The organism is Shinella sp. NM-101, assembly GCF_021401195.1.
GTDB lineage: Bacteria > Pseudomonadota > Alphaproteobacteria > Rhizobiales > Rhizobiaceae > Shinella.
In genome coordinates this window covers 34,126-54,028 of record NZ_JACBFT010000025.1, presented here as the reverse complement: position 1 = coordinate 54,028, position 19,903 = coordinate 34,126, and the positions used below count along the sequence as shown (strand labels likewise).

20 protein-coding genes and 3 pseudogenes are annotated in these 19,903 nt (G+C 60.8%); 9 read left to right on the top strand and 14 right to left on the bottom strand.

Annotated features, from left to right (window positions below; translation table 11 throughout):
- Window positions 1-119 precede the first annotated feature (119 nt).
- Both L0976_RS26765 and L0976_RS26760 read right to left on the bottom strand, forming a co-directional pair.
- Window positions 120-356 (bottom strand): annotated as a pseudogene (locus L0976_RS26765) (DUF1419 domain-containing protein); the annotation flags it as partial.
- Between the two features lie 65 nt (window positions 357-421).
- Window positions 422-1,450, bottom strand: coding sequence for a DUF3991 and toprim domain-containing protein (locus L0976_RS26760; protein WP_234189945.1), 1,029 nt, complete (start codon window positions 1,448-1,450; stop codon window positions 422-424).
- Between the two features lie 581 nt (window positions 1,451-2,031).
- On the opposite strand from L0976_RS26760, the gene L0976_RS26755 reads away from it, so the two are divergent.
- The 4 genes from L0976_RS26755 (at window position 2,032) to L0976_RS26740 (ending at window position 6,462) form a co-directional block, all read left to right on the top strand.
- Window positions 2,032-2,577, top strand: coding sequence for a Chromate resistance protein ChrB (locus L0976_RS26755; RefSeq protein WP_234189940.1), 546 nt, complete (start codon window positions 2,032-2,034; stop codon window positions 2,575-2,577).
- Window position 2,578: 1 nt separating this feature from the next.
- Window positions 2,579-3,820, top strand: coding sequence for an MFS transporter (locus L0976_RS26750; RefSeq protein ID WP_234189939.1), 1,242 nt, complete (start codon window positions 2,579-2,581; stop codon window positions 3,818-3,820).
- 68 nt (window positions 3,821-3,888) lie between these two features.
- A complete protein-coding gene (locus L0976_RS26745; protein WP_234189938.1) occupies window positions 3,889-4,440 on the top strand; it encodes a phosphatase PAP2 family protein in 552 nt (183 codons plus the stop codon).
- A gap of 9 nt (window positions 4,441-4,449) precedes the next feature.
- Complete coding sequence (locus L0976_RS26740; RefSeq protein WP_234189937.1) at window positions 4,450-6,462, top strand: bifunctional DedA family/phosphatase PAP2 family protein; 2,013 nt, start codon at window positions 4,450-4,452, stop codon at window positions 6,460-6,462.
- Between the two features lie 56 nt (window positions 6,463-6,518).
- On the opposite strand, the gene L0976_RS26735 is transcribed toward L0976_RS26740, so the two are convergent.
- From L0976_RS26735 to dmeF, 3 genes are read right to left on the bottom strand one after another with little or no spacing between them, the layout of a single operon-like run.
- Complete coding sequence (locus tag L0976_RS26735; protein ID WP_234189936.1) at window positions 6,519-6,716, bottom strand: DUF1289 domain-containing protein; 198 nt, start codon at window positions 6,714-6,716, stop codon at window positions 6,519-6,521.
- A gap of 8 nt (window positions 6,717-6,724) precedes the next feature.
- Window positions 6,725-7,000: a metal/formaldehyde-sensitive transcriptional repressor gene (locus tag L0976_RS26730; protein WP_234189935.1), complete on the bottom strand. Its 276-nt coding sequence runs from the start codon at window positions 6,998-7,000 to the stop codon at window positions 6,725-6,727.
- Between the two features lie 41 nt (window positions 7,001-7,041).
- On the bottom strand, window positions 7,042-8,025 hold the full coding sequence (gene dmeF / locus L0976_RS26725) for a CDF family Co(II)/Ni(II) efflux transporter DmeF (RefSeq protein ID WP_234189934.1): 984 nt from the start codon (window positions 8,023-8,025) through the stop codon (window positions 7,042-7,044).
- Window positions 8,026-8,257: 232 nt separating this feature from the next.
- On the opposite strand from dmeF, the gene L0976_RS28820 reads away from it, so the two are divergent.
- Together L0976_RS28820 and L0976_RS28815 are read left to right on the top strand one after the other, a co-directional pair.
- The gene (locus tag L0976_RS28820; RefSeq protein WP_370643872.1) at window positions 8,258-9,208 is read left to right on the top strand and encodes a chromate resistance protein ChrB domain-containing protein; all 951 of its coding nucleotides are present in this window, start codon (window positions 8,258-8,260) and stop codon (window positions 9,206-9,208) included.
- A pseudogene (locus tag L0976_RS28815) lies at window positions 9,145-9,303 on the top strand (transposase); the annotation flags it as partial. The gene L0976_RS28820 and the pseudogene L0976_RS28815, both read left to right, overlap by 64 nt.
- Before the next feature lie 99 nt (window positions 9,304-9,402).
- Here the strand turns inward: L0976_RS28815 and L0976_RS26710 are convergent.
- From L0976_RS26710 to L0976_RS26680, 7 genes and pseudogenes are all read right to left on the bottom strand, one after another.
- Window positions 9,403-10,713, bottom strand: a complete 1,311-nt coding sequence (locus L0976_RS26710; RefSeq protein ID WP_234189933.1) for an alpha-hydroxy acid oxidase — start codon at window positions 10,711-10,713, stop codon at window positions 9,403-9,405.
- Window positions 10,714-10,841: 128 nt separating this feature from the next.
- Complete coding sequence (locus L0976_RS26705; RefSeq protein WP_234189932.1) at window positions 10,842-11,561, bottom strand: ribonuclease activity regulator RraA; 720 nt, start codon at window positions 11,559-11,561, stop codon at window positions 10,842-10,844.
- A 134-nt stretch (window positions 11,562-11,695) separates the two neighbouring features.
- The gene (locus tag L0976_RS26700; protein WP_370643873.1) at window positions 11,696-12,667 is read right to left on the bottom strand and encodes a TRAP transporter large permease; all 972 of its coding nucleotides are present in this window, start codon (window positions 12,665-12,667) and stop codon (window positions 11,696-11,698) included.
- Window positions 12,668-14,019, bottom strand: a protein-coding gene (locus tag L0976_RS26695) for an IS3 family transposase (RefSeq protein ID WP_234189931.1) whose coding sequence is annotated in 2 segments (ribosomal slippage) — window positions 12,668-13,683 and window positions 13,683-14,019 — 1,353 coding nt in all. Because the reading frame shifts where the segments join, the coding sequence is not laid out codon by codon here. It abuts the gene before it with no gap.
- Window positions 14,020-14,514: 495 nt separating this feature from the next.
- Complete coding sequence (locus tag L0976_RS26690; RefSeq protein WP_064334949.1) at window positions 14,515-14,832, bottom strand: DUF736 domain-containing protein; 318 nt, start codon at window positions 14,830-14,832, stop codon at window positions 14,515-14,517.
- Between the two features lie 177 nt (window positions 14,833-15,009).
- A pseudogene (locus tag L0976_RS26685) lies at window positions 15,010-15,237 on the bottom strand (transposase); the annotation flags it as partial.
- A 77-nt stretch (window positions 15,238-15,314) separates the two neighbouring features.
- Complete coding sequence (locus L0976_RS26680) at window positions 15,315-15,515, bottom strand: hypothetical protein (RefSeq protein WP_234189930.1); 201 nt, start codon at window positions 15,513-15,515, stop codon at window positions 15,315-15,317.
- A 401-nt stretch (window positions 15,516-15,916) separates the two neighbouring features.
- Between L0976_RS26680 and L0976_RS26675 the strand changes: the two genes are divergently transcribed.
- Entirely contained in the window at window positions 15,917-16,264 is a 348-nt protein-coding gene (locus tag L0976_RS26675; protein WP_234189929.1) for a PepSY domain-containing protein, read from the top strand.
- A 258-nt stretch (window positions 16,265-16,522) separates the two neighbouring features.
- On the opposite strand, the gene L0976_RS26670 is transcribed toward L0976_RS26675, so the two are convergent.
- On the bottom strand, window positions 16,523-17,308 hold the full coding sequence (locus L0976_RS26670; protein WP_234189928.1) for a hypothetical protein: 786 nt from the start codon (window positions 17,306-17,308) through the stop codon (window positions 16,523-16,525).
- Between the two features lie 27 nt (window positions 17,309-17,335).
- Window positions 17,336-17,563: a hypothetical protein gene (locus L0976_RS26665; RefSeq protein ID WP_234189927.1), complete on the bottom strand. Its 228-nt coding sequence runs from the start codon at window positions 17,561-17,563 to the stop codon at window positions 17,336-17,338.
- A 280-nt stretch (window positions 17,564-17,843) separates the two neighbouring features.
- On the opposite strand from L0976_RS26665, the gene L0976_RS26660 reads away from it, so the two are divergent.
- Both L0976_RS26660 and L0976_RS26655 read left to right on the top strand, forming a co-directional pair.
- Complete coding sequence (locus L0976_RS26660; protein WP_234189943.1) at window positions 17,844-18,521, top strand: winged helix-turn-helix domain-containing protein; 678 nt, start codon at window positions 17,844-17,846, stop codon at window positions 18,519-18,521.
- Window positions 18,508-19,857, top strand: a complete 1,350-nt coding sequence (locus tag L0976_RS26655; RefSeq protein ID WP_234189926.1) for a HAMP domain-containing sensor histidine kinase — start codon at window positions 18,508-18,510, stop codon at window positions 19,855-19,857. The genes L0976_RS26660 and L0976_RS26655 overlap by 14 nt, the downstream gene beginning before the upstream one ends.
- The last annotated feature ends 46 nt before the right edge of the window (window positions 19,858-19,903 follow it).

Genomic DNA, 19,903 nt, shown 5'->3' with positions numbered 1-19,903 from the left:
GCAGCAGATGCCCGAAGGCTTCAGGCCATTGCGACTTCCTGGAAGAATCCTCCGCGCTGCATGACGTTCCCGCTCCGTTCGGTCTTAGCGTACGATTTCGAGCAGCTCTTGTTCTGACCCCCTGTAAGATACTCGCGCATCGCGAACATCGATCCGCGGATCCAGAGTGGCGGCAGGATTTCGAACATGTAATCATGTTCAGTCTCGGCGATCTCGAACCATTCGCCGGCATAGAGCGGGGCAGCGTCGCCCTCCCAGCGGTTCGGACGCTGGGCGTGCCGATCGAACATCCGGAACATTTGCTGGCGTGAGGCGACGCCCTGGAAGACCTTGCGGGTTGCGGGAGAGGGGTTCATCTGCGGCTCTTTCGGAGTGGTCCGGACCGAAACGCGGCACTGTCCTCTCGACCTTGCCATCCTCTTCAGTCCTTCATGACACCTCGCCTGCCGCCGGCATCGCGGCCGGCCGGGTCAAGGGCCGGCTCCGCCGGGCGAAGCCTCCCTTGACGCGGACGGTGCGAATGCGGCACGCCGCCTTCCTTCCTTTCCCTCTTTTCTTTCTCCCTGATTTTCAGGGCCTCGTTCCAGTCGTCCGCCGGCGGGCGAAGGCGAGACCAGTTGCAGCCGACGTCGTCAGCGAGCGCCCGTAACCGCTCGGCAAACATCTCGCCTTGCGGATTGGCGTCTGTCGCCGCAACCAGCAGAGCCTCGGGCCGCGATGCCATCTGCCGCAGCGCCGCCTCCGTCGACGGCGACCATCCGCCGCCGGTGCTGATATAGAGCGTTCCATCCCGAAACCGCTCGATGGCGGCGAGGCTCATGGCGTCGATCGCAGCTTCCGTGACAGCCAGGCGCAATGCTGTTTCCGGCCCCAGGCGGAAGAGAACCTTCGTCCCTCCGGAGGCAAAACCGCGATACTCGGGACCCCGCGCCTCCCAACCGGTGACGGCTCCGGCGCTGTCGGTATGCGCTGCCCACATGCTGGCATATGGCCCCTCGCGCAGACGATCTTGCCTGATCGCGGCGCGAAGCAAAGATGCCGGCAGGAAACGCTGACCATCGAGATAAACCCAGGTCGAAGAACCGGGCCATGGACGGCGGCGTGTTTGCCATCGCTCGGACAAAGAGAGGTCGTAGTCTTGCTCTATCTTTGGAGACCGCCATTCCGGTTCCGTGATCGAAAAACCGACGAGCGCGGCAACACGTCCGGCGCATGCGAGAAAGTCGACATGGTCGAGATGCGCGACGAGACCGAACACGTCGCCCTTTGCATCGCTGAGCGGATCGAACCATCCGCGCCCCTCATGGGTGACGATGACGATCTCGCTCCCCCGTCGAAACTTCACTGCCCGCCGCGTGCTTTCCTTCATATCGATGGCGAAGCCCGTCTGCTCGAGAACGGCAGCACACTTCACCCGTTCGCGCAGCGCCTCTATCTCTCTTCTGTCCATGCCTCTTCTTCCTCGCATTTCCTTGCCCATCTCGTCTCGGGCACGCTTCCACCAGCCGCGAAGAGCAAAGGCCGCCAGGGCGCGGCTGACAATTGTCGGATCATGCAATGCCCGGGTCGGCCGCGGCGAAGCCTCCCTTGCGGCCTGCCGCTCGCAAGCGGCACTCAGGAACGGCGGCTCAATGAGCCGCCCATGGGAAAAATTCATGGTTATGTGAACCTGCACATAACCACGATTATGATCCGTGGGAGATTATGGCCACCTCTCGCTAACCACGCCAGAAATGCGCGGCTCGGACATCCTCCGAGCTGCACATAGTTCGGCCCATTCAGCGCCGCGCATCATTTTACAGGTAGTATGACACCGCTTTGCCCTACCAAGGAAGCCTTCAGGTGTCTGTCAGAAAGCAGCGCCATTTCATGACGATGGCTGGTTCGAATCGAGCCACCCGCAGGTGCGGTAATCACCGACATGCGTTCATGCAGCAGGTTACGGGTGCTGTGGACGAGGAGTAATGGACAAGTGTTGTTTCTGGTATCGGTTCACTTGCAATGTTACGGTCGTTACAATAGTCATGTGCCATGACAACACCGCCCTCTTGGCTTCTGCTGACCTACAAGGTCCCGCCCGAACCCGCCGCCAAACGCATCGCACTCTGGCGACGCCTGAAAGGCATGGGCGCGGTTTACCTGCAAAACGGCGTCTGCCTGCTGCCGAATACCGATGACCACGTGCGCCGCCTGAAGATGCTGGAGAACGATGTTGCCGGAATGGGCGGCGAGGCGGTCATCCTGGAGACCGTGGCGCTCGACCGTGCCCAGGAGGAGAAAGTCGTTTCGCGTTTCAAGGCCGATCGGGATGAGCAATATCGCGAATTTCTCGGACGCTGCGCCGACTTCGAGGCGGAGATCGCCAAGGAGGTTGCCATCAACAAGTTCACTTATGCGGAGCTTGAAGAGGAAGACACCGACCTCAAGAAGCTGCAGGGCTGGCTCGAAAAAATCCGGAAGCTCGATTTCTACGGCGGAACGCTGGCCGACGAGGCGGCGGACCGTCTGCGCGCCTGCGAGGTGCTGCTCGACGGCTATGCCCAACGCGTCTTCGATGCCCATGACGAGAACCGATGAGATGGCCGAACCAGACACGCCAGACGCGGTAGCGGCCGACGCGGCATCCACTTCGGTTCGCCGGCGCATTCCGGCCGGCATCTGGGCGCTCGGTGTCGTCTCGATGCTGATGGACATCTCGTCCGAGATGATCCACGCGTTGCTGCCCGTCTACATGGTGACGGTTCTCGGCACATCGGCCCTTGCCGTGGGTTTCATCGAAGGCATCGCCGAGGCGACCGCCTCGATCAGCAAGGTCTTTTCGGGCGCGCTCAGCGACTGGCTGGGCAAGCGCAAGCTGCTGGCCGCCATCGGCTACGGGCTGGCCGCCTTCACCAAGCCGATCTTTCCGCTCGCTTCCTCGCTCGACTGGCTCGTCGCCGCCCGTTTCATCGACCGTATCGGCAAAGGTATCCGGGGGGCGCCGCGCGATGCCCTCGTCGCCGACATCGCGCCGCCGGAACTGCGTGGCGCGAGCTTCGGCTTGCGCCAGTCGCTCGACACCATCGGCGCCTTTCTGGGGCCGCTGCTCGCGATCGGGTTGATGTGGCTGACGGCGGATCGGTTCCAGACCGTGTTCTGGGTCGCCGTCATCCCGGCATTCCTGTCGGTCGGCGTCATTCTTTTCGCCATCAAGGAACCGGAGCGGCCAAAAACACTGCGCAAGGTCCGAATGCCGTTGCATCGCGACGAATTGCGCCGCCTGGGCTCTGCCTATTGGTGGGTGGTGGCGATCGCGGCGGTGTTCACGCTTGCCCGCTTCAGCGAAGCCTTTCTCATCCTGCGCGCCCAGTCGATCGGGCTGCCGCTGTCGCTGGTCCCGATCGTGCTGGTGCTCATGAGCCTGGCCTATTCGCTGTCGGCCTATCCGATCGGCATCCTGTCCGACCGGATGGACCGGGTGACGATCCTGATCGTCGGCATGGTGCTGCTCATCCTCGCCGATCTGGTTCTCGCCTTCGCGCCGAGCCTTTTGGGGATCGGCGTCGGTGTCGTGTTCTGGGGGCTGCATATGGGCTTCACCCAGGGGCTCATTGCGACCCTGATCGCCGAGAGCGCGCCGGCGGAACTGCGCGGCACGGCCTTCGGCATGTTCAACCTCGTCACCGGGCTGGCGCTGTTGGCTGCAAGCGTGATGGCCGGAGCCTTGTGGGACGTCGTCGGCCCGCAGGGGACTTTTGTCGCCGGCGCCGCGTTCGCCGTGCTGACTGTGGCCGGTCTGGTTTTTATGGCCGGCCGGCTGAAGGCGCCGGACCGTGCCTGACGTGACGAAACATCTGCCGAACGACAATCGCGCCGAGCGCGCACCAAAATCTGGGTCTGGATATCGCGATGAACGAGCTTGATGCAGCACTGACCAGGGCGATCAACAGCCCCGCTGGAACGAGCCCCGTGCTCGATCTCCTCATGATCTGGATCTCGGCGATCGGTGTTCCGCTCCTTGTCCTGGCGGTCGCCGGACAATGGTGGCGACGCGGGGACCGGCACCATATCCGGCACGGGCTGGTCGCCGCGGGCCTGACGTTCCTGCTCGGCCTCGCGCTCAATCAACTGATCCTGCTTGCCGTCCATCGGATACGACCCTACGACGCCGGCGTCACGCATCTCCTGATCGGACAAAGCGCCGATCCTTCGTTTCCCTCCGATCACGCGACGGCGACCATCGCCATCGCCGCGGCGTTCCTGCTGCAGGGCGTGCGACGGCTCGGGCTCTGGTTCCTGGCGGCGGCGGTTCTGGTGATGGTTTCGCGCGTCTATATCGGCACGCATTATGTCAGCGACGTCCTCGGCGGCGCTTTGACGGCGATCATCGCCGCCGTGCAGGTGCGTTGCCTCTACGGGGAGGGAACCCGCGTGGACCGAATGATCACCGGTATCCTGTAGGTCAGGAGAATGGTGGCGTCCTTTCTTTCCTCCGTCACCACTCTGATCGCGGCGCATCCGCGTCTCGCCTATGCGGTGGTACTGCTTCTCGCGCTGTCGGAATCGATCCCGCTGGTCGGCGTCTTCGTGCCCGGTACGGCCGTCATCATTGCGATCAGCGCCCTTGTGCCGAGCGGCGTCGTCACGCTCTGGCCGCTGCTCGCAGCGGCGACGGCCGGGGCTATCATCGGCGATGGCCTCTCTTTCTGGATCGGCCATCGCTACCAAAGCCAAATCCTCCAGACCTGGCCGCTGAACCGTCATCCGGAACTGATTGCCCGCAGCCAAGCCTTCTTCACCCGTCACGGCGACAAGAGCGTCTTTATCGCCCGATTTGTCCCCGGCGTGCGGGCCTTCATTCCACTCATCGCAGGCATCCTGAAGATGTCGTCGCGCCGCTTCTATGTCGCCAACATCCTTTCCGCATTGGTCTGGGCGCCGTCGCACATTCTGCCGGGTGCGCTGGTCGGCGCTGTGTTCGGCCTGTTCGGACCAGCCGCCGAGCCGCTGGCGATCATAACCGTCCTGGTCGCCGTGGTGATCTGGGCGATGGCTCACATCGTGCGCTTCGCGCTGCAGCGCGGCGTACCGGCTGCCGTCGCGGCCGGGCAACGCCTCCGCATCCGCCTTGGCCACGTCGATTCAGTCTGGGTGCAAGCCATCGCCAGCCTGCTTGACCGGTCGCGACCCGAGGCCAAGGGATTGGCGCGGCTAGCCGCGCTGCTTCTCGGCGGCGCCTGGTTGTTCCTCGGCGTTCTCGAGGATGTCGTCAGCGGCGATCCGCTCATACGCGCCGATGCCTCGATCTATCAGGCTCTACAGGCGCTGCGCACCGCCCCCGGCGACGCCGTGATGATCGCTATTACTGAGCTTGGCGATACGGTCGTCGTGGCCTCGGTGACGATCATCGTGTTCCTGTGGCTCGCCTGGAAGCGCGCCTGGCGCACGGCCGCATACTGGCTGGCCGCCGTTGCCGGCGGCTCCGCGCTCAACACGGTCATCAAGGTCGCGCTCCACCGCGCCCGGCCCGGCGAATTGTTCTACAACGGCTGGAGCGCGTTTTCCTTCCCGAGCGGCCATAGCACCGTCAACCTCATTCTCTACGGCTTTCTCGCGTTCCTGATCGCGCGGGACCTGCGTCCCGCCTGGCAATTCGCCATCGCAACAAGCGCCGCGTCCTTCACGTTCCTGATCGCATTTTCTCGCCTCTATCTCGGCGCCCACTGGTTCTCCGACGTGATCGGCGGGCTGGCGTTCGGGACGGTCTGGCTTGCCCTGTTGGGCTTTTTCTATCTTCGCAAGGCTTCCGAACCGATCAGCGCAAAAGCACTGTCCCTTGTCGGGTGCATCGCGCTCACTCTGGCCGGCGGCCTCAATGTCTACCGGCATCATGCGCTGGATGTCGGGCGCTATGCCGTCAAGATGTCGACGCCGACGATACCCGCCGAGACCTGGTGGACGACCGGCTGGCGCCAATTGCCGGCGTACCGCATCGATCTGACCGGCGAGATCGAAGAACCGTTGACCGTCCAATGGGCCGGAAGCCTGAGTGGCATTCATGAGGCTTTGGCAGGCAAAGGATGGCGCGACCCGGTATCCTGGGCACCTCGCAACACCCTGACCTGGCTGACGCCGGATGCCAATCCCGCCGCGCTGCCGGTCGTTGCCCGGCTTGCCAGCGGCCGGCTTCCAGATCTGACGGTCGTGCATGAGGGCACGTCGAACGACGCGCGGCTGGTGCTCCGGCTATGGTCCGCCGATCTGGACATTGCCGGCGGAATCTCGTCGCAAGTGTGGATAGGCTCGGTCGTCGAGGAGCGGGTCGTTCGATCCGTCTCACTGTTCAGTTGGGCGCAGGTCCGGACGGAGGCGAACGCACCGCGCGATGTGCTGGCCGGTCAATTTCCGATGGGGCGCCTTGCCATGCGCGACGGCATGACTGCCGCGAACTGGGATGGGCGGGTGCTTTTGCTTCGCCAATAAATCCGGCCGTCCTCCAAAGGCGTGGCCGGGCGCTGCCAGTCTCTGGGGCTGGGTTCTTAGCGGTTGAGCTTCGCCGCGTCGTTCTTCTCAATCCATTTCATCCGGTGCTTGAGATCGTTCGACAGGGCCTGCCGCCGGAAGGGTGTGAGCTTCTTCCATATCTTGATCTCCTCGAGCGTGCGGCCGCATCCGACGCACCATTTCTTGCGGGGATCGAAAGCGCAGACGTCGGTGCAGGGAGGTTCGATTTTCATGGCGATTGTTATTTCATGTAGGCGCGGACGACGTCGATGAGTTCGAGTGCGCCGTCGTCTCTTTGCGACTGCGCCAGCGTGCCGTCGGCGACGTGGTGGCGGATATGATCTTCGATGATTTCGCCCATCAAACCGTTGATTGCGCCGCGCACGCCCGCGATCAACTGGAGAACCTCGGCGCAGCCTTTCTCTTCGTCGAGGTGGCGTTCGATCGCCTCCATCTGTCCTTTGATCCGGCGGACCCGGTTCATGAGCTTGGTCTTCTCTCGGCTGGTATGGGACATAGGAACGGCTCCCCGACGACGTGACAGGTTGAACGGGCTTGCTAGGCCGCTTTGGCCTCGACCTCAACCGTGACATGCGAGAGATCGTGGATCGCCGCCAGCTTTTCCCGATAATAGGACGGTGCTTTCGGCTCGGCGGCGACAATCGAGACGATCGCGCCGTGATGCCCCGGGCCAAGCTGCCAGACGTGCAGATCCTCGATCTCGCCGCCCTCGGCGACAATGATCCCGCGAATTTCCTCCGGCAGGTCTTCGCCGTCGGGAACGAAATCGAGCAGGACGCCGCCGGTGTCGCGGATCAGGGTCCAGGACCACCTGGCGATGACCAGCGCGCCGACGAGGCCCATGACGGGATCGAGCGCCGACCAACCGTAAAGACTGCCGGCGAGAAGCGCGACGATGGCCAGGACCGATGTCAACGCATCCGCCAGGACGTGCATATAGGCCGCGCGCAGATTGTTGTCTCCGCCGCCGTGATGGCCATGATGATCGTGGCCATGTCCATGATGCGCATGGTCGCCCCTGAGCAGCCAGGCGCAAACCAGGTTGACGACGAGGCCGATGACCGCGACGAAAATCGCCTGCTCGAAATCGATCGGGATCGGCGAACGCAGCCGCAGCAGGCTTTCCCAGCCGATGAGCAGCGCCACCAAGGCCAGGACCACCGCGCTCGCGAAGCCGGCGAGGTCGCCGAACTTGCCCGTGCCGAAGGAGAAGCGGCTGTCGGTGGCGTGCTTGCGGGCATAGAGATAGGCGAGCGCCGTGATCAGCATCGCCGCCGCATGCGTCGACATGTGCCAGCCGTCGGCGACGAGCGCCATCGATCCGTAGATGTTGCCCGCGACAATTTCGGCGACCATCATCGAGGCGGTGATGGCAATGACCGTCCAGGTGCGCTGGGCGTTGCGATCGTGATTGCCGCCGAGGAAGACGTGTTCGTGCTTTGCGTTCAGCGCGCGATGAACATGATCTGCGTGCTCGCCGCGATGATCATGGACGTGACCATGCGTGTGGGGGGTGCTCATAACTGCCGCGCTCCGCGAAATACCGTGAATTATTATAGGGGGGTATACTATAATTCGTCAGCTGGCAACTGCGGTTCGGAGGAGGTATGCTGCGAGCGGGAGCCCTCACCTGGATCGATCTTGACATCGCGCGGGCGTGATGCAAATCCTCACCTATGGGGTAGCGATCGCCCCACGAGGCCACGGCCGAAGAATCGCGTCCTTTGAACCCGAGAAACCGGAGGGACGCGCTATGCCGTCATTTCTTGAAATCACACCCGACAAGCTGAACCGCATCATCGGCACGCCGAACGCGCCGACCATTATCGACGTCCGCAACGCCGAGGACTTCGCTGCCGATACCCGCCTCATACCGGGATCGGTACGGCGCGATTACCGCGCTGTGACGGACTGGGCGGAGGAGCTTACCGGGCCATCCGTCGTTCTTTGCCAGAAGGGCCAGAAGCTCGGCCACGGCGTTGCCGCTCATCTTCGTGCCGTCGGTAAGGCTGCCGAGGTTCTTGAAGGCGGCTTCGAGGCCTGGCGTGCGTCGAAGGCTTCGCTTGTCCCCGAAGAGAAGCTGCCAGCCCGCGACAGCCGCGGCCGTACAGTCTGGGTGACCCGCTCGCGGCCGAAGATCGACCGTATCGCCTGTCCTTGGTTGATCCGACGCTTCGTCGACCCATCGGCGGTCTTCCTGTTTGTACCTGCCGCGGAGGTATCGGCTGTTGCCGACCGATTCAGCGCCACACCCTTCGACATTGAGGAGGTTTACTGGAGCCACCGCGGCGAGCTTTGCACCTTCGACCAAAAGCACCTCCATCGACAGCACCTACGTCAAGGCGCACCGCTCGGCCCATGGCGGCAAAGGGGGGCGAAAAATCAGGCTATCGGACCTTCGCGCGGCGGGCAAACCACCAAAATCCACGTCCTCACCGACGTGATCGGTCGCCCTTTCGCATTCATGCTGACCGGTGGCAATGCGGCAGACAGCCCGGTCGCGCCACACCTGCTGGCTGGTCTGAAGGGTGCGCGATATCTTCTTGCGGACAAGGGATATGACGCCAACAGTCTGCGAAAGCGACTGCGCCAGTCCGCAATCGTCCCCGTGATACCTGGCCGTTCAAATCGCACAAGGCCGATCCAATACGACGCCGAACGCACAAGAGCCGCCACCTCATCAAGAACGCCTTCTGCCGACTGAAAGACTTCCGACGCGTCGCAACGCGTTACGACAAGCTTGCCAGAAACTTCCTCTCCGCAGTCGCCTTGGCCACCCTCGTCGCGTTCTGGCTATGATTGAGTCTGAACCCTAAACCCTGCGGCAGCAAGCGTTGCATGAGGTCATAGATGGAAGGAGTGCCTCGAAATTATAGAAGACCTTGCGCGCTGGGCAGGTCATACTGGTCCGCTCCCCATGGACTTGCGGCGGGAGCGATGATCTGGATTATCTCCCTCCGTATAAGACCCGAGGCCAAGAGCTTGAAAATTTTTCGTGAACAGCATCTCTGCGCGCATTTCCAGTAGGGTGCGCAGACCGAGCATGCCAAGGTCCGCCCGAAGCTGACCGCGAAGAAGATTGATAGCGTGATCAACGCCTGCCGCGCCGGCAAGAGCTGAGGCATAATTAAAGGGGCGCCCGATGAACGCCATTTGAGCCCCGAGGCCGATTGCCTTTAAGATGTCGGTGCCCCTTCGAAAGCCACTGTCGATCATCACGGCCATTGTCCCAGCCTGTTCAACCGCTGCTGGAAGGGCGCGCATCGGGGAGATAGCGCCATCCAGCTGACGGCCCCCGTGATTTGACAAGATGATTCCGTCTACACCGATCTCGCGTGCCAACTTCACATCATCCGGTCGGAGCAGTCCTTTAACAACCAACCTTCCTTTCCAAGAGGAGCGTACGAAACGAACGTTTTGCCAGCTGAGAAACTCTCTGCCTGAGAAATCGCGAACAGCACGGCGCGACAAGAGTGGGGCGCCTCGTTCTGGGGTCGCGTTCTCGAAATGGGGGGTTCCATGCCTGACAAAAGTTCGAAGGAACGTCCCAATGGACCATGAAGGATGCGTAATGCCATCCCACAGCAGGTTAAGGTCCGGTCTCAGGGGCGATCTGTAGCCGTTGCGCAAGTTGTTTTCGCGGGTGGGCACAACGGCACTGTCAGCAGTGATCACAAATGTGCTGATTCCCGCTTGCCATACGCGATCCATCATCGCGGCCGTTTCTTGAAGATCCCCCGAGAGATAGGCTTGGTACCAAACGCCACAACCAACAGCCGCGATCTCTTCCAGCGGGATCAAGGAAGCGGCGCTGATGATCATTGGAATGCCCGCTTTGGCAGCGCCTCGTGCGAGAGCGAGGTCTCCACGGTAACCGGTGAGAGCACATACGCCCATTGGAGCTACGCCGAACGGCAGTGAGTAACTGCTTCCCATTACCGTCGTATCCAGCGTACGCTCCGAGACATCGACGAGAGCACGCGGGAGAAACTGAATTTCCTCAAAAACCCGCCGGTTGTCTGCAAGAGAGGCGTTAGTCTCCGCGGCGCCTGCGACGTATCCGAAAATTGGCCGCGGGAGTAAACGACGAGCTTCTGGTTCTAGATCCTCAAGAGCAAAGATCTTTCGTAAGCGCCTGGGGAGCCGCTGCGCTTCAACCGCTGGGGCCACCGGCGGATGCCCCACTCCTTCTCCAAAATCTCCGCTCATTCTACTCGTTTCCTCAAATTTCCGTTCGCGGCCCGCGTTTGCGATCGGTCTCGCATAGCCTGCTCCTAGCGGGCATTGCCCATGCTTTCGGATTGGCAGCCTGAGCCGCCAAGGACGCAAGGTTCACCTTAGCGACCTTTCGCTGCTCGCCACGCAGCGAAATCCACCTGCGTTTGGGGTTCGACCGGCGGATAGAGACCGATGATGGAAAAGCCATCTAGCACTCGTTCCTGTACGAAGTCCTCGAACGCCGTCATCTGCTCCGCTTCGTCCGCAATCGCTTCGGCAATTCCCGCAGGGATCACCACCACTCCCTCGGCATCCCCAACCATGATGTCGCCTGGCCAGACGGGCACCTCACCACAAGCGATTGGAACATTAAGATCGACCGCCTGATGGTGCACAAGGTTCGTTGGGGCAGACGGACGTTTGTGATATGCTGGAATCGGCAAACTCGCGATATCAGGTGAATCACGGAAGCCACCGTCGGTGACGATGCCGGCGACACCTCGCATCATCAACCGCGCGACAAGGATTCCACCTGCCGAAGCGGCGCGCGGGTCCCCTCGGCTGTCAATGACCATTACTGCACCGGCTGGGCATTCCTCGACCGCCTTGCGCTGCGGGTGCGCACGATCTTCGAACACGGTAATCGGATTGAGATCTTCCCTGGCCGGTATGTAACGGAGCGTAAAAGCTTCTCCCACCATGTTGTGGGGCTTTGCATTCACGGGACGCACATCTTGAACGAACTGGTTCCGCAAGCCACGCTTGAAGAGAGCAGTACAGAGGGTAGCGGTGCTGACCGCACTTAATTTTTCCCGGACGTGTGCAGGTAGACTGTTCATGATTTTCTCCTTGAAGCCCACAAGAGTGCAAAACGTAGTGGAAGCTCGAAGCGGTCGGTGACGGCAACGCTATTGCAGTGGTGACGACTTTCATGGTGCGCTGAAGCAGTATCCTGTTCCAGCGCTACTTGGCGTCAGACCAAGCTTGGGAGCCAGAGCACCCAAGCGGGAAAGACGATGGCAAGGATGGTGACGACTGCGATTGCGACCATGAAAGGTATGCAGCTCCGGGCAACGCTCAAGATGCTCACGTTACCGATCCCAGCGGTGATGAACAGCACCATTCCGACCGGTGGGGTGATTAATCCGATCATCAGAACCATAACCATGATGAGGCCGAAATGGATCGGGTCCACACCAAGCTGGGTTGCGACCGGAAGCAGCACCGGCGTCAGGATGATGATGAGAGGCGTCGCCTCCATGAAGCATCCAAGCACCAAAAGCAGCAATGCTATTAGAAGCAGCATCACGGTTCCGTCGGTTGTCACGGCTGTCAAGATGCTAGAAAGCTCAAAGGCCATCTGGGAATAGTTGATGACCCAACTCAGTAGACCTGCTGCACCGATAGCGAACATTATAATCGCCGCACTCTTTGCTGCATCCAGAACGATCCCAAAGAGTTCACTGAACCGGACTTCTCGGTAGATGAAGATGGAAACAATGAGCGCGTAAACGACTGCCACGCCCGCAGCTTCAGTCGCTGTGAATATACCGAACAGGATGCCACCCAGAATGATGATGGGCATAACTAGAGCAAGGCTGGCATCGGAAAGCGCTCGAAGGGCTTGCGGAAGGCTTCCTCTCTCGTCCTTCGGAAGATCGGCCTTGCGGCCCATGATCGCGATGATGATGAGAAAGCTAGCAGCCATTGCCAGTCCGGGAAGGGCGCCTGCAGCGAACATCTTCCCGACTGAGACCCCGGAGAGGGTCCCATAGAGGATGAACGGAATGCTGGGCGGTATGATCGGACCAACTGTACTGGCGGCCGAGATGACTGCCGCAGCAAAGGGAGCCGGGTATCCAGTGCGTTTCTGTCCGTCGTCAAATGATTTGAGACTTTTTGGGCTTTGGAAGAATGGAGTTTCCGGCTCGGTTTGCGGGTTGATTTAAGCCGCTTTGGCCTGGTGGTTCAAGCGGCGCTGTCTGATGGTTTCTCGTTTAATCCTTTCGCGTTCGAGCAAGATGGTCTGGCCGCGTCCGAAGTAGACGTCGGCAGGTGTGAGATTGTTGAGGCTCTCGTGGTATCGGCGATGGTTGTAATACTCGACGAAGGCTGCGATCTGGGCTTCGAGGTCTTCCTGGAAGAAGTAGTTTTCGAGCAGGATGCGGTTCTTCAACGTCTGGTGCCAGCGCTCGATCTTGCCCTGCGTTTGGGGGTGGCCGGGAGCCCCGTGAACCTGATCGATCTTGTATTTGTCCAGCCATTCGCCGAGATCGGAGGCGACGTAACACGGGCCGTTGTCGGACAATAGGCGCGGCCGGTGTTCGACCTTGACCCTATCGCAGCCTGAGGCGGCGAGTGCCAGGTCGAGCGTGTCGGTGACATCGTCCACCTTCATGCTGGTGCACAGCTTCCAGGCGATGATGTAACGTGAGAAGTCGTCGAGGATGGTCGAAAGGTAGAACCATCCCCAGCCGATGACCTTCAGGTAGGTGAAGTCGGTTTGCCACATCTCGTTCGGGCGCGTGGTCTTGTCCTTGAACTCGTCATTGGCCTTGATGACGATATAGGCTGGCGAGGTGATCAGGTCATGGGCCTTGAGCAGGCGGTAGACCGAAGCCTCTGAGACGAAATAGCTTTCCATGTCGGTGAACTTCACCGCCAGCTCGCGTGGCGACAGATCGGCATGATCGAGCGCGAGTGTGATGATGCGATCCCTGATATCGTCAGGGATACGGTTCCACACCCGTGACGGCGCGGATGTCCGGTCTTCCAACCCCTCAACACCGTGGGTCTGGAAGCGATCATACCAGCGATAGAAGGTCGGCCTTGGAATGCCGAGCTTGTCGAGTGTCTGCCTGGCCGACAGATGCGACTGCTCGACCAACCGGATGATCTCAAGCTTCTCGGTGGCGGGATATCTCATTCTTCGTCGCCCCCATCCGCGATCATGCTTTTTTTGAGCAGGCGGTTTTCCAGGGTAAGATCAGCCAGCGCCTCCTTCAGGTCGCGGCTCTCACGGCGCAGCGCCTTCACCTCGTCACTGGTCGCCGAGCGCGCGGTGTCACCGGCTAGCCGCTTCTTGCCAGCTTCGAGGAATTCCTTCGACCAGCTATAATACAGGCTCTCGGCGATCCCTTCGCGGCGGCAGATCGCGGCAATACTGTCTTCACCGCGCAGACCTTCCAGCACAATGCGAATTTTCTCCTCCGACGAATGCAGCTTGCGCGTCGCGCGGCGAATATCCTTGATCGTCTTCTCGGCCGACGATGTCTGCGGCCCGGTTTTCTGTCTCATCTTCGCTTCCTTTGAATGAGCTACGATGAGCCGAAAATCCTCTCTTCTCAATTAAACCAATTCTGTCTCATGGGCGCTGATGTCGGACAAGCGGCGCTCAGCCGCATCGACCGCATTCCGCAACTCAGCCCGAAGCTGTTCGATTTGCGTTTCGAGGGAAATCGTCATCGTCGTCTCCTTGACGTTTGTGAAAGACGACGGCTCGCGTCATGGCGGAGCGGAGGGGTCGGGGAGCGCGGAACGCGACCGGCGGAGCCGGCGAGTGGGGGAGCCGATTTCGTGTTGGCGGCGCAGCCGGCTACGCGAAATTGGGGGTTGACCACTCGTCCTCGAGGCCTTCGGTCTGCTATGGCATCCTTGGACGATCTGAGCAGACCCCTACCTCTCCGTATGGCGCCGAAAAAAGCCGGAGGCGGGCTCGATGCCCGCGACCGGCTTCATGATGAGATAAGAAGAAGAGCCCCGCCTTTCGGCGGAGCTCCTCGAGAGCCGGGATCAGGCCTCCCGCTTCGGCCGGTTCCAGATAAGGGCGTATTCCCCTTCCTTCTCGCTCGGCCAAAGGGCCGCGGTGATCGGGGCGTTGAAGCTCGGGTCGTCCAGCTTGACCGAGATGTATTCCTCGCCGTCGTTGGAGACCGCCTTCCAGCCCGCGCCGACCTCGACGCCGTTGCCGGCGGTGATGCGGAAGTCCGGGGCGTCGCGCGAGACGCGCTCGATGGGGTTCAGGCGGGCCTTCATACTGACCGTGAGCGTGCGCACGTTGCCGATGATCGAGTTGTTGCCGTTGGTTGTGAATTCGCCGATGACTGCCATTGTCGTGATCCTTTCCGGTTTGCTCGGGCCGCGCCTGTCGCGACCTCGATGGCGGTGTAAGGACCGACGGCGATCGACGCCGCACCCTCAAGGGACAGAACGAAGTGGAGGACGGCCGGGAGCGGCTTTCTTGTTTCGCGAGGAATGCGAACCTGTTCGCAGGGGAAGAAAGCAGCAGACGTTCAGCAGACCGCGATTGACGCCCCAGCGCCGGGCGATCGCCGAGATGTTCACGTCAGGTTCTGCACTTTCGGCAAGGATCCGCGCCTTCTCCTCGTCGGTCCAATTCCGCCGCTGGCGTCGACCCGTGATCACCTCGATCCGACGATACTTTCCCTCATGCCTGGCTTCATGCATGCCTTCATCCATGGCTTCAAGCATGGCATCAGCGCGATCTTCGACCATCCCGTTCCGCTCCTATCGGTGAAGGAGCTGTTCTCGCGGCCGCGATCGCAAAAGGAAAGGTGGGGTGTTCGTCGCGCTCACGGTCGTTGGCGGTCCGTGACGGTTGCCCCCGCACCGTTCCAGTCAGTGAACCGGGCGAAGTTACCAAATGGCGCATCAGTATATTCAACGGATACCAGATGCTCAATCGCAGCAGGTGGCGTGACCAGCTTCACGGGCACAAAAGTCTCCGGAATGATAAACGCTGGCACAAAACCGTCGGTTTGTTTCTTGGCCATGCAAACCCTGTTGAACGATTTGCGCCAACGGTCTCACAGGGATCGGCTGATGCTACTAACGGGCTGTGGCCGACGCACGGCCTCTTCGCGCATGGCTTCCTGCACGACCGCAGCTTCTCATCTTCCGTAAATCGACGCCGTCGTCCTGTGTTGATCACCTCAAGACGGCCCGCCCGAAACCCGCTGTCTCCTTCAAAAATCTCCATGTTGGCAACTGTCGGATGAAGCGAAGGATGTCTTGGAAAAAGCCCTAAAATGCCGATCCCACATTGCACGTTGATCAGCATAGCTTGAAACAAGCTTACGAAACCGTAAGCCGTGCTCAAAGTGCCGGACAATATAGACACCCATCTTGCATTGCGGTTCGCACGGCGGGCCGTAATGTAACAAGGAGATAAGTCATGAGAAAATATACGGCGCTTTCAGCGGTTCTCGTTGCCCTGACGCTGGGTGGCGCGAGCGCTACGGGAGCCTTGGCTGCCGGCCAGGACGACAGCAAGGAGTACGCCAGCCTCGAAACGGCAAAGGTCAGCCTCTCCGACGCGATCGCCGCGGCGGAGAAGGCGTTCGGCGGCAAAGCCGTCAATGCCGCGCTCGATCCCGAGCAGAACCAGCCCACTTACGAAGTGGAACTGATGACCGCGAATGGAAGTCAGACGATCGCGGTCAACGGCCTCACCGGCGAAGCTGCTACCACCGCCGATACCCATGACAAGGGTGAACATGCCGACGGCGAAGATAGCGAGTAATATCGCCGAGCTCTCAAAGACGATGGCCCCGGAACAACCGTTCCGGGGCCATCGTCGTTTGTGCTATTTTCAAGCGGTAATCTCGAAGTGAGGATTGATCTCTCACAGGCCATGGTCCATTTCATAAGACACTGCATGAACCACCAATAATGCCATGAAATAACGACAAAATCGCTCTATTCATCAAAAGCCACCCCGCGTGTGGAAATCGCGGGGTGGTTGATATTGGCTCTCAAGGGATCGCGATGGTGAAGCGACTTAGCTCACATGTTCGGCCTGAACCACCTCTGGCCTGTAGGTGAAGGACATGTAGGAGACAGTCGCCACGATCACCGCCAGGAAGACGAGGCTGGTGTAAGTCGTGCCCAGACCCATTCCACCATACTCGGTCGGCTGCGAAAGGAGATCGCCGAAGGATGCGCCCAGCGGCCGGGTAAGAATGTAGACCAGCCAGAATGTGGGGATTCCATCGAGGCGCAGCGCGTAATAGGCCCCTGCAATGGCCGCTATGATGGCGCCGAAGATGACGCCGGTCGTCAGATATCCGAGGCCGAACACTTCGGCGACGAGATCTCCGACGGCAGTGCCCAGCGCGAACGTCAGCAGGATCGCCAGCCAGTAGAACGCTTCCCGCCGGTTCGTGGTTACGGCATGGATCGACAGCGTGCCTTCCGACCTGTACCACCAGACAAAGGTTGCCGCCAGCATCACGCTGAAGACGATAGCCGTCGTTTGCAGCGCCACGCCGAAATTGTCGACCAGATTGTCGGTGATGAGCGTGCCGACAACGCTGACCAGCACGACGGCGGACCAATAGGTCCAGGGCACATAGCGCTTCTGCGCGAGTTGCAGCGCCATCACCGCCACCAGAACCGCGGCCATGAGTAGTGACGTGGTCGTCAATCCCAGCCCGAGGTTGACGGCGAGATAGTCGGCGGCGGTCTCACCCATGGTAACGGCCATGAGCTTGATCAGCCAGAAGTCGGCGGTAACGCGCGGAACACGGTTCAGCCCGGAGCCGGATGGGGTGATGGCGTGTGACATGACGGCTATCCTTCCGTGTTCAGGCAATCACTTGCCCATGATTTTCATCGCTTCGGTGAGGAATGCGTCGGAACGGGCGTCGTCGTCGGCATTGCAACGCTCTACCGCCTTGGCCTCCAGTTCGTCGACCTTCGCCTTGTCGGCGTCGTTGAGGGTTGCCGTCGCTTTTGCGGCCCGCATGTCCTTGAGCATTTCTTCGCAAGGCACGGCGGCGCGGGCCGGAAGCGAGACGGCAACGAGGCCGACAAGAATCATCGAAGCGAGCGTGGTCGATGCGCGAACTTTCATGGGATTGTCTCCAACTGGTTAGAACGGGGCAACCTGCCCCCCGCAGGACCGGGAGTGACCCGGCAGGGAAGAGTTCTAGGCCAACAGGAATACGTACGCTTTGTGGGAACCATACAGTTTCGTAAGGTTCCGCGAATGTCAGCTATCTCACCTTTACAAGCGGACATGCATTCCACAAGTTAACGCAACGGCGCGCCGTTGGCTCATTTTTCCAGAGCGCGAAGTCGCGGCCCATATGGAATGTGATATGCGAATTCTCGTTATCGAAGACGACAGAAAAACCTCCGACTATATCGCCAAGGGCCTGAATGAAGCCGGCCATCAATGCGAGGTCGTGGCTGACGGTCGTGACGGCCTCTTCCAGGCCACGCAGGGCAGCTACGATATCCTGGTCGTCGATCGAATGCTTCCGCATCTCGATGGCCTTTCCATCGTGAAGGCGGCGCGTGCGGCACGCGTGCGCACCCCCGTGCTCCTGTTGACGGCGATCGGCGGGGTCGGTGATCGGGTCGAGGGACTGGAGGCGGGGGCAGACGACTATCTCATCAAACCTTTCGCTTTTTCGGAATTGCTGGCGCGTATCAATGCCCTCGCCCGCAGGCCGCCGGTTCAGGAACAGCGCACGGTCCTGCGCGTGGCAGACCTGGAAATGGATCTGGTCAGGAGACTCGTGACGAGAGCCGGCCAGAATATCGATCTTCAGCCGCGCGAATTCACGCTGCTGGAAGCCCTCATGCGGGCCGAGGGACGCGTGCTGACGCGCACCATGCTGCTCGAAAGCGTCTGGGATTACCACTTCGACCCCAAAACCAGCGTCGTCGAAACACATATCAGCCGATTGCGCGCCAAGATCGACCGCCCCTTCGACGTACCGTTGCTTCATACCGTCCGCAGTACCGGGTATTCCCTGCATGCCCCGCGCTAAGCTGCTGCGCAGCACCCCCATCCGGTTCGCGCTGACCTACGGCTTGCTGTTCGTCTTCACCTCGCTCGCCGTCTGGCTCGTCAGCTTCGAACTGCTGCGGCGCGAACTGCGCGAGGAACTGGATGTCGCCGTGCGGGAAACCTATTCTGTGATCGAAGCAACCTATGCCTCGGACGATATCGAGGATCTGGTCGGGACGATGGACAGTTTCGTCCGGCTCAATGCCGACGGCTCGCGCGTCTTCGCGCTGCTCGACCGGTCCGGAAAGATTCTGTCGGGGAACCTCAAGCATGCACCGCCCCGCGAGGGCTTCGAGACGGTCTCCGCATTGCAGCTTGGTCTTGCCGGCGACGAGCAGTTTCGCATCCTCAGCGGCGACGTCGGCGGAAACCGGCTCGTCGTCGGCGAAAGTTTCAAGGAGATGGAGGATCTGGCGCAGATCGTGCTGGTTAGCTTCGGCTGGTCAAGCGCGCTGGCTGCACTGCTCGCCTTCGCCACCGGCGCCTACCTCGCCCGAAGCGCGCAGGACCGCCTCGACGTCGTCGCCGCAAGCATGGCCGCCGTTTCGCGGGGACAACTGGATGTGCGAATACCGCTCAAGGGATCCGGGGACGACGTCGATGAAATTGCCGGCCACATCAACCAGGCGCTCGAACGGCTTTCCACCCTGGTCGAAAGCATGCGCCAGGTCAGCACCGATATTGCCCACGATCTCAAGACACCGCTCAATCGTCTCAAGCTGCTCGTGGACGAAGCAGCCACGCGCAGCCTGAATGACGAAGCCATGCGGTCGCTGCTGGAGGAGGCTCTTGCCGAATGCGACCAGATCAATACGACGTTTGACGCGCTGCTGCGCATCGCACAGATCGAGGCGGGCGCCCGCAAGCGGCATTTTCTGCCTGTCGCGCTCGACCAGTTGGTTTACGGCATCGCCGAGACTTACGCCGATGTCGCGGACGACAACGGGCAGTCTCTAAGGACGGAACGTATCGACGCCGTTGAGATTCAGGGAGACAAGGACCTTCTGACCCAAATGCTCGTGAATCTGATCGAGAACGCGATTACCCACTGCCCGCCCGGCACGGCGATCAGCGTCGGTCTTGAACGAAGCGGAGAATGCTGGTCACTCTTCGTTGCCGATGACGGGCCAGGCATTCCGGAAAATGAGCGCGAAAACATTTTCCGCCGGCTCTACCGGCTTGACAAGAGCCGCACCACACCCGGAAACGGTCTCGGGCTCAGCCTCGTGCGCGCGATTGCCGACCTCCATGGCGCGACCGTCAATGTCAATGACAACCTGCCCGGAACACGAATTACGCTCAGCTTCGCGCCCTGACCACATCGCTGCCCATTCGGGCGAGAGGGTAATCTTTCAGGTTAAC

Bases quoted from the DNA above. Each gene is read 5' to 3' on its own strand.
- L0976_RS26740 (WP_234189937.1), top strand. From the start codon at position 4,450: ATGGTGGCGTCCTTTCTTTCCTCCGTCACCACTCTGATCGCGGCGCAT.
- L0976_RS26750 (WP_234189939.1), top strand. From the start codon at position 2,579: ATGGCCGAACCAGACACGCCAGACGCGGTAGCGGCCGACGCGGCATCC.
- L0976_RS26760 (WP_234189945.1), bottom strand. From the start codon at position 1,450: ATGGACAGAAGAGAGATAGAGGCGCTGCGCGAACGGGTGAAGTGTGCT.
- L0976_RS26675 (WP_234189929.1), top strand. From the start codon at position 15,917: ATGAGAAAATATACGGCGCTTTCAGCGGTTCTCGTTGCCCTGACGCTG.
- L0976_RS26690 (WP_064334949.1), bottom strand. From the start codon at position 14,832: ATGGCAGTCATCGGCGAATTCACAACCAACGGCAACAACTCGATCATC.
- L0976_RS26710 (WP_234189933.1), bottom strand. From the start codon at position 10,713: ATGAGCGGAGATTTTGGAGAAGGAGTGGGGCATCCGCCGGTGGCCCCA.
- dmeF (WP_234189934.1), bottom strand. From the start codon at position 8,025: ATGAGCACCCCCCACACGCATGGTCACGTCCATGATCATCGCGGCGAG.
- L0976_RS28820 (WP_370643872.1), top strand. From the start codon at position 8,258: ATGCCGTCATTTCTTGAAATCACACCCGACAAGCTGAACCGCATCATC.
- L0976_RS26735 (WP_234189936.1), bottom strand. From the start codon at position 6,716: ATGAAAATCGAACCTCCCTGCACCGACGTCTGCGCTTTCGATCCCCGC.
- L0976_RS26755 (WP_234189940.1), top strand. From the start codon at position 2,032: ATGACAACACCGCCCTCTTGGCTTCTGCTGACCTACAAGGTCCCGCCC.
- L0976_RS26705 (WP_234189932.1), bottom strand. From the start codon at position 11,561: ATGAACAGTCTACCTGCACACGTCCGGGAAAAATTAAGTGCGGTCAGC.
- L0976_RS26660 (WP_234189943.1), top strand. From the start codon at position 17,844: ATGCGAATTCTCGTTATCGAAGACGACAGAAAAACCTCCGACTATATC.
- L0976_RS26730 (WP_234189935.1), bottom strand. From the start codon at position 7,000: ATGTCCCATACCAGCCGAGAGAAGACCAAGCTCATGAACCGGGTCCGC.
- L0976_RS26745 (WP_234189938.1), top strand. From the start codon at position 3,889: ATGAACGAGCTTGATGCAGCACTGACCAGGGCGATCAACAGCCCCGCT.
- L0976_RS26680 (WP_234189930.1), bottom strand. From the start codon at position 15,515: ATGGCCAAGAAACAAACCGACGGTTTTGTGCCAGCGTTTATCATTCCG.
- L0976_RS26670 (WP_234189928.1), bottom strand. From the start codon at position 17,308: ATGTCACACGCCATCACCCCATCCGGCTCCGGGCTGAACCGTGTTCCG.
- L0976_RS26655 (WP_234189926.1), top strand. From the start codon at position 18,508: ATGCCCCGCGCTAAGCTGCTGCGCAGCACCCCCATCCGGTTCGCGCTG.
- L0976_RS26665 (WP_234189927.1), bottom strand. From the start codon at position 17,563: ATGATTCTTGTCGGCCTCGTTGCCGTCTCGCTTCCGGCCCGCGCCGCC.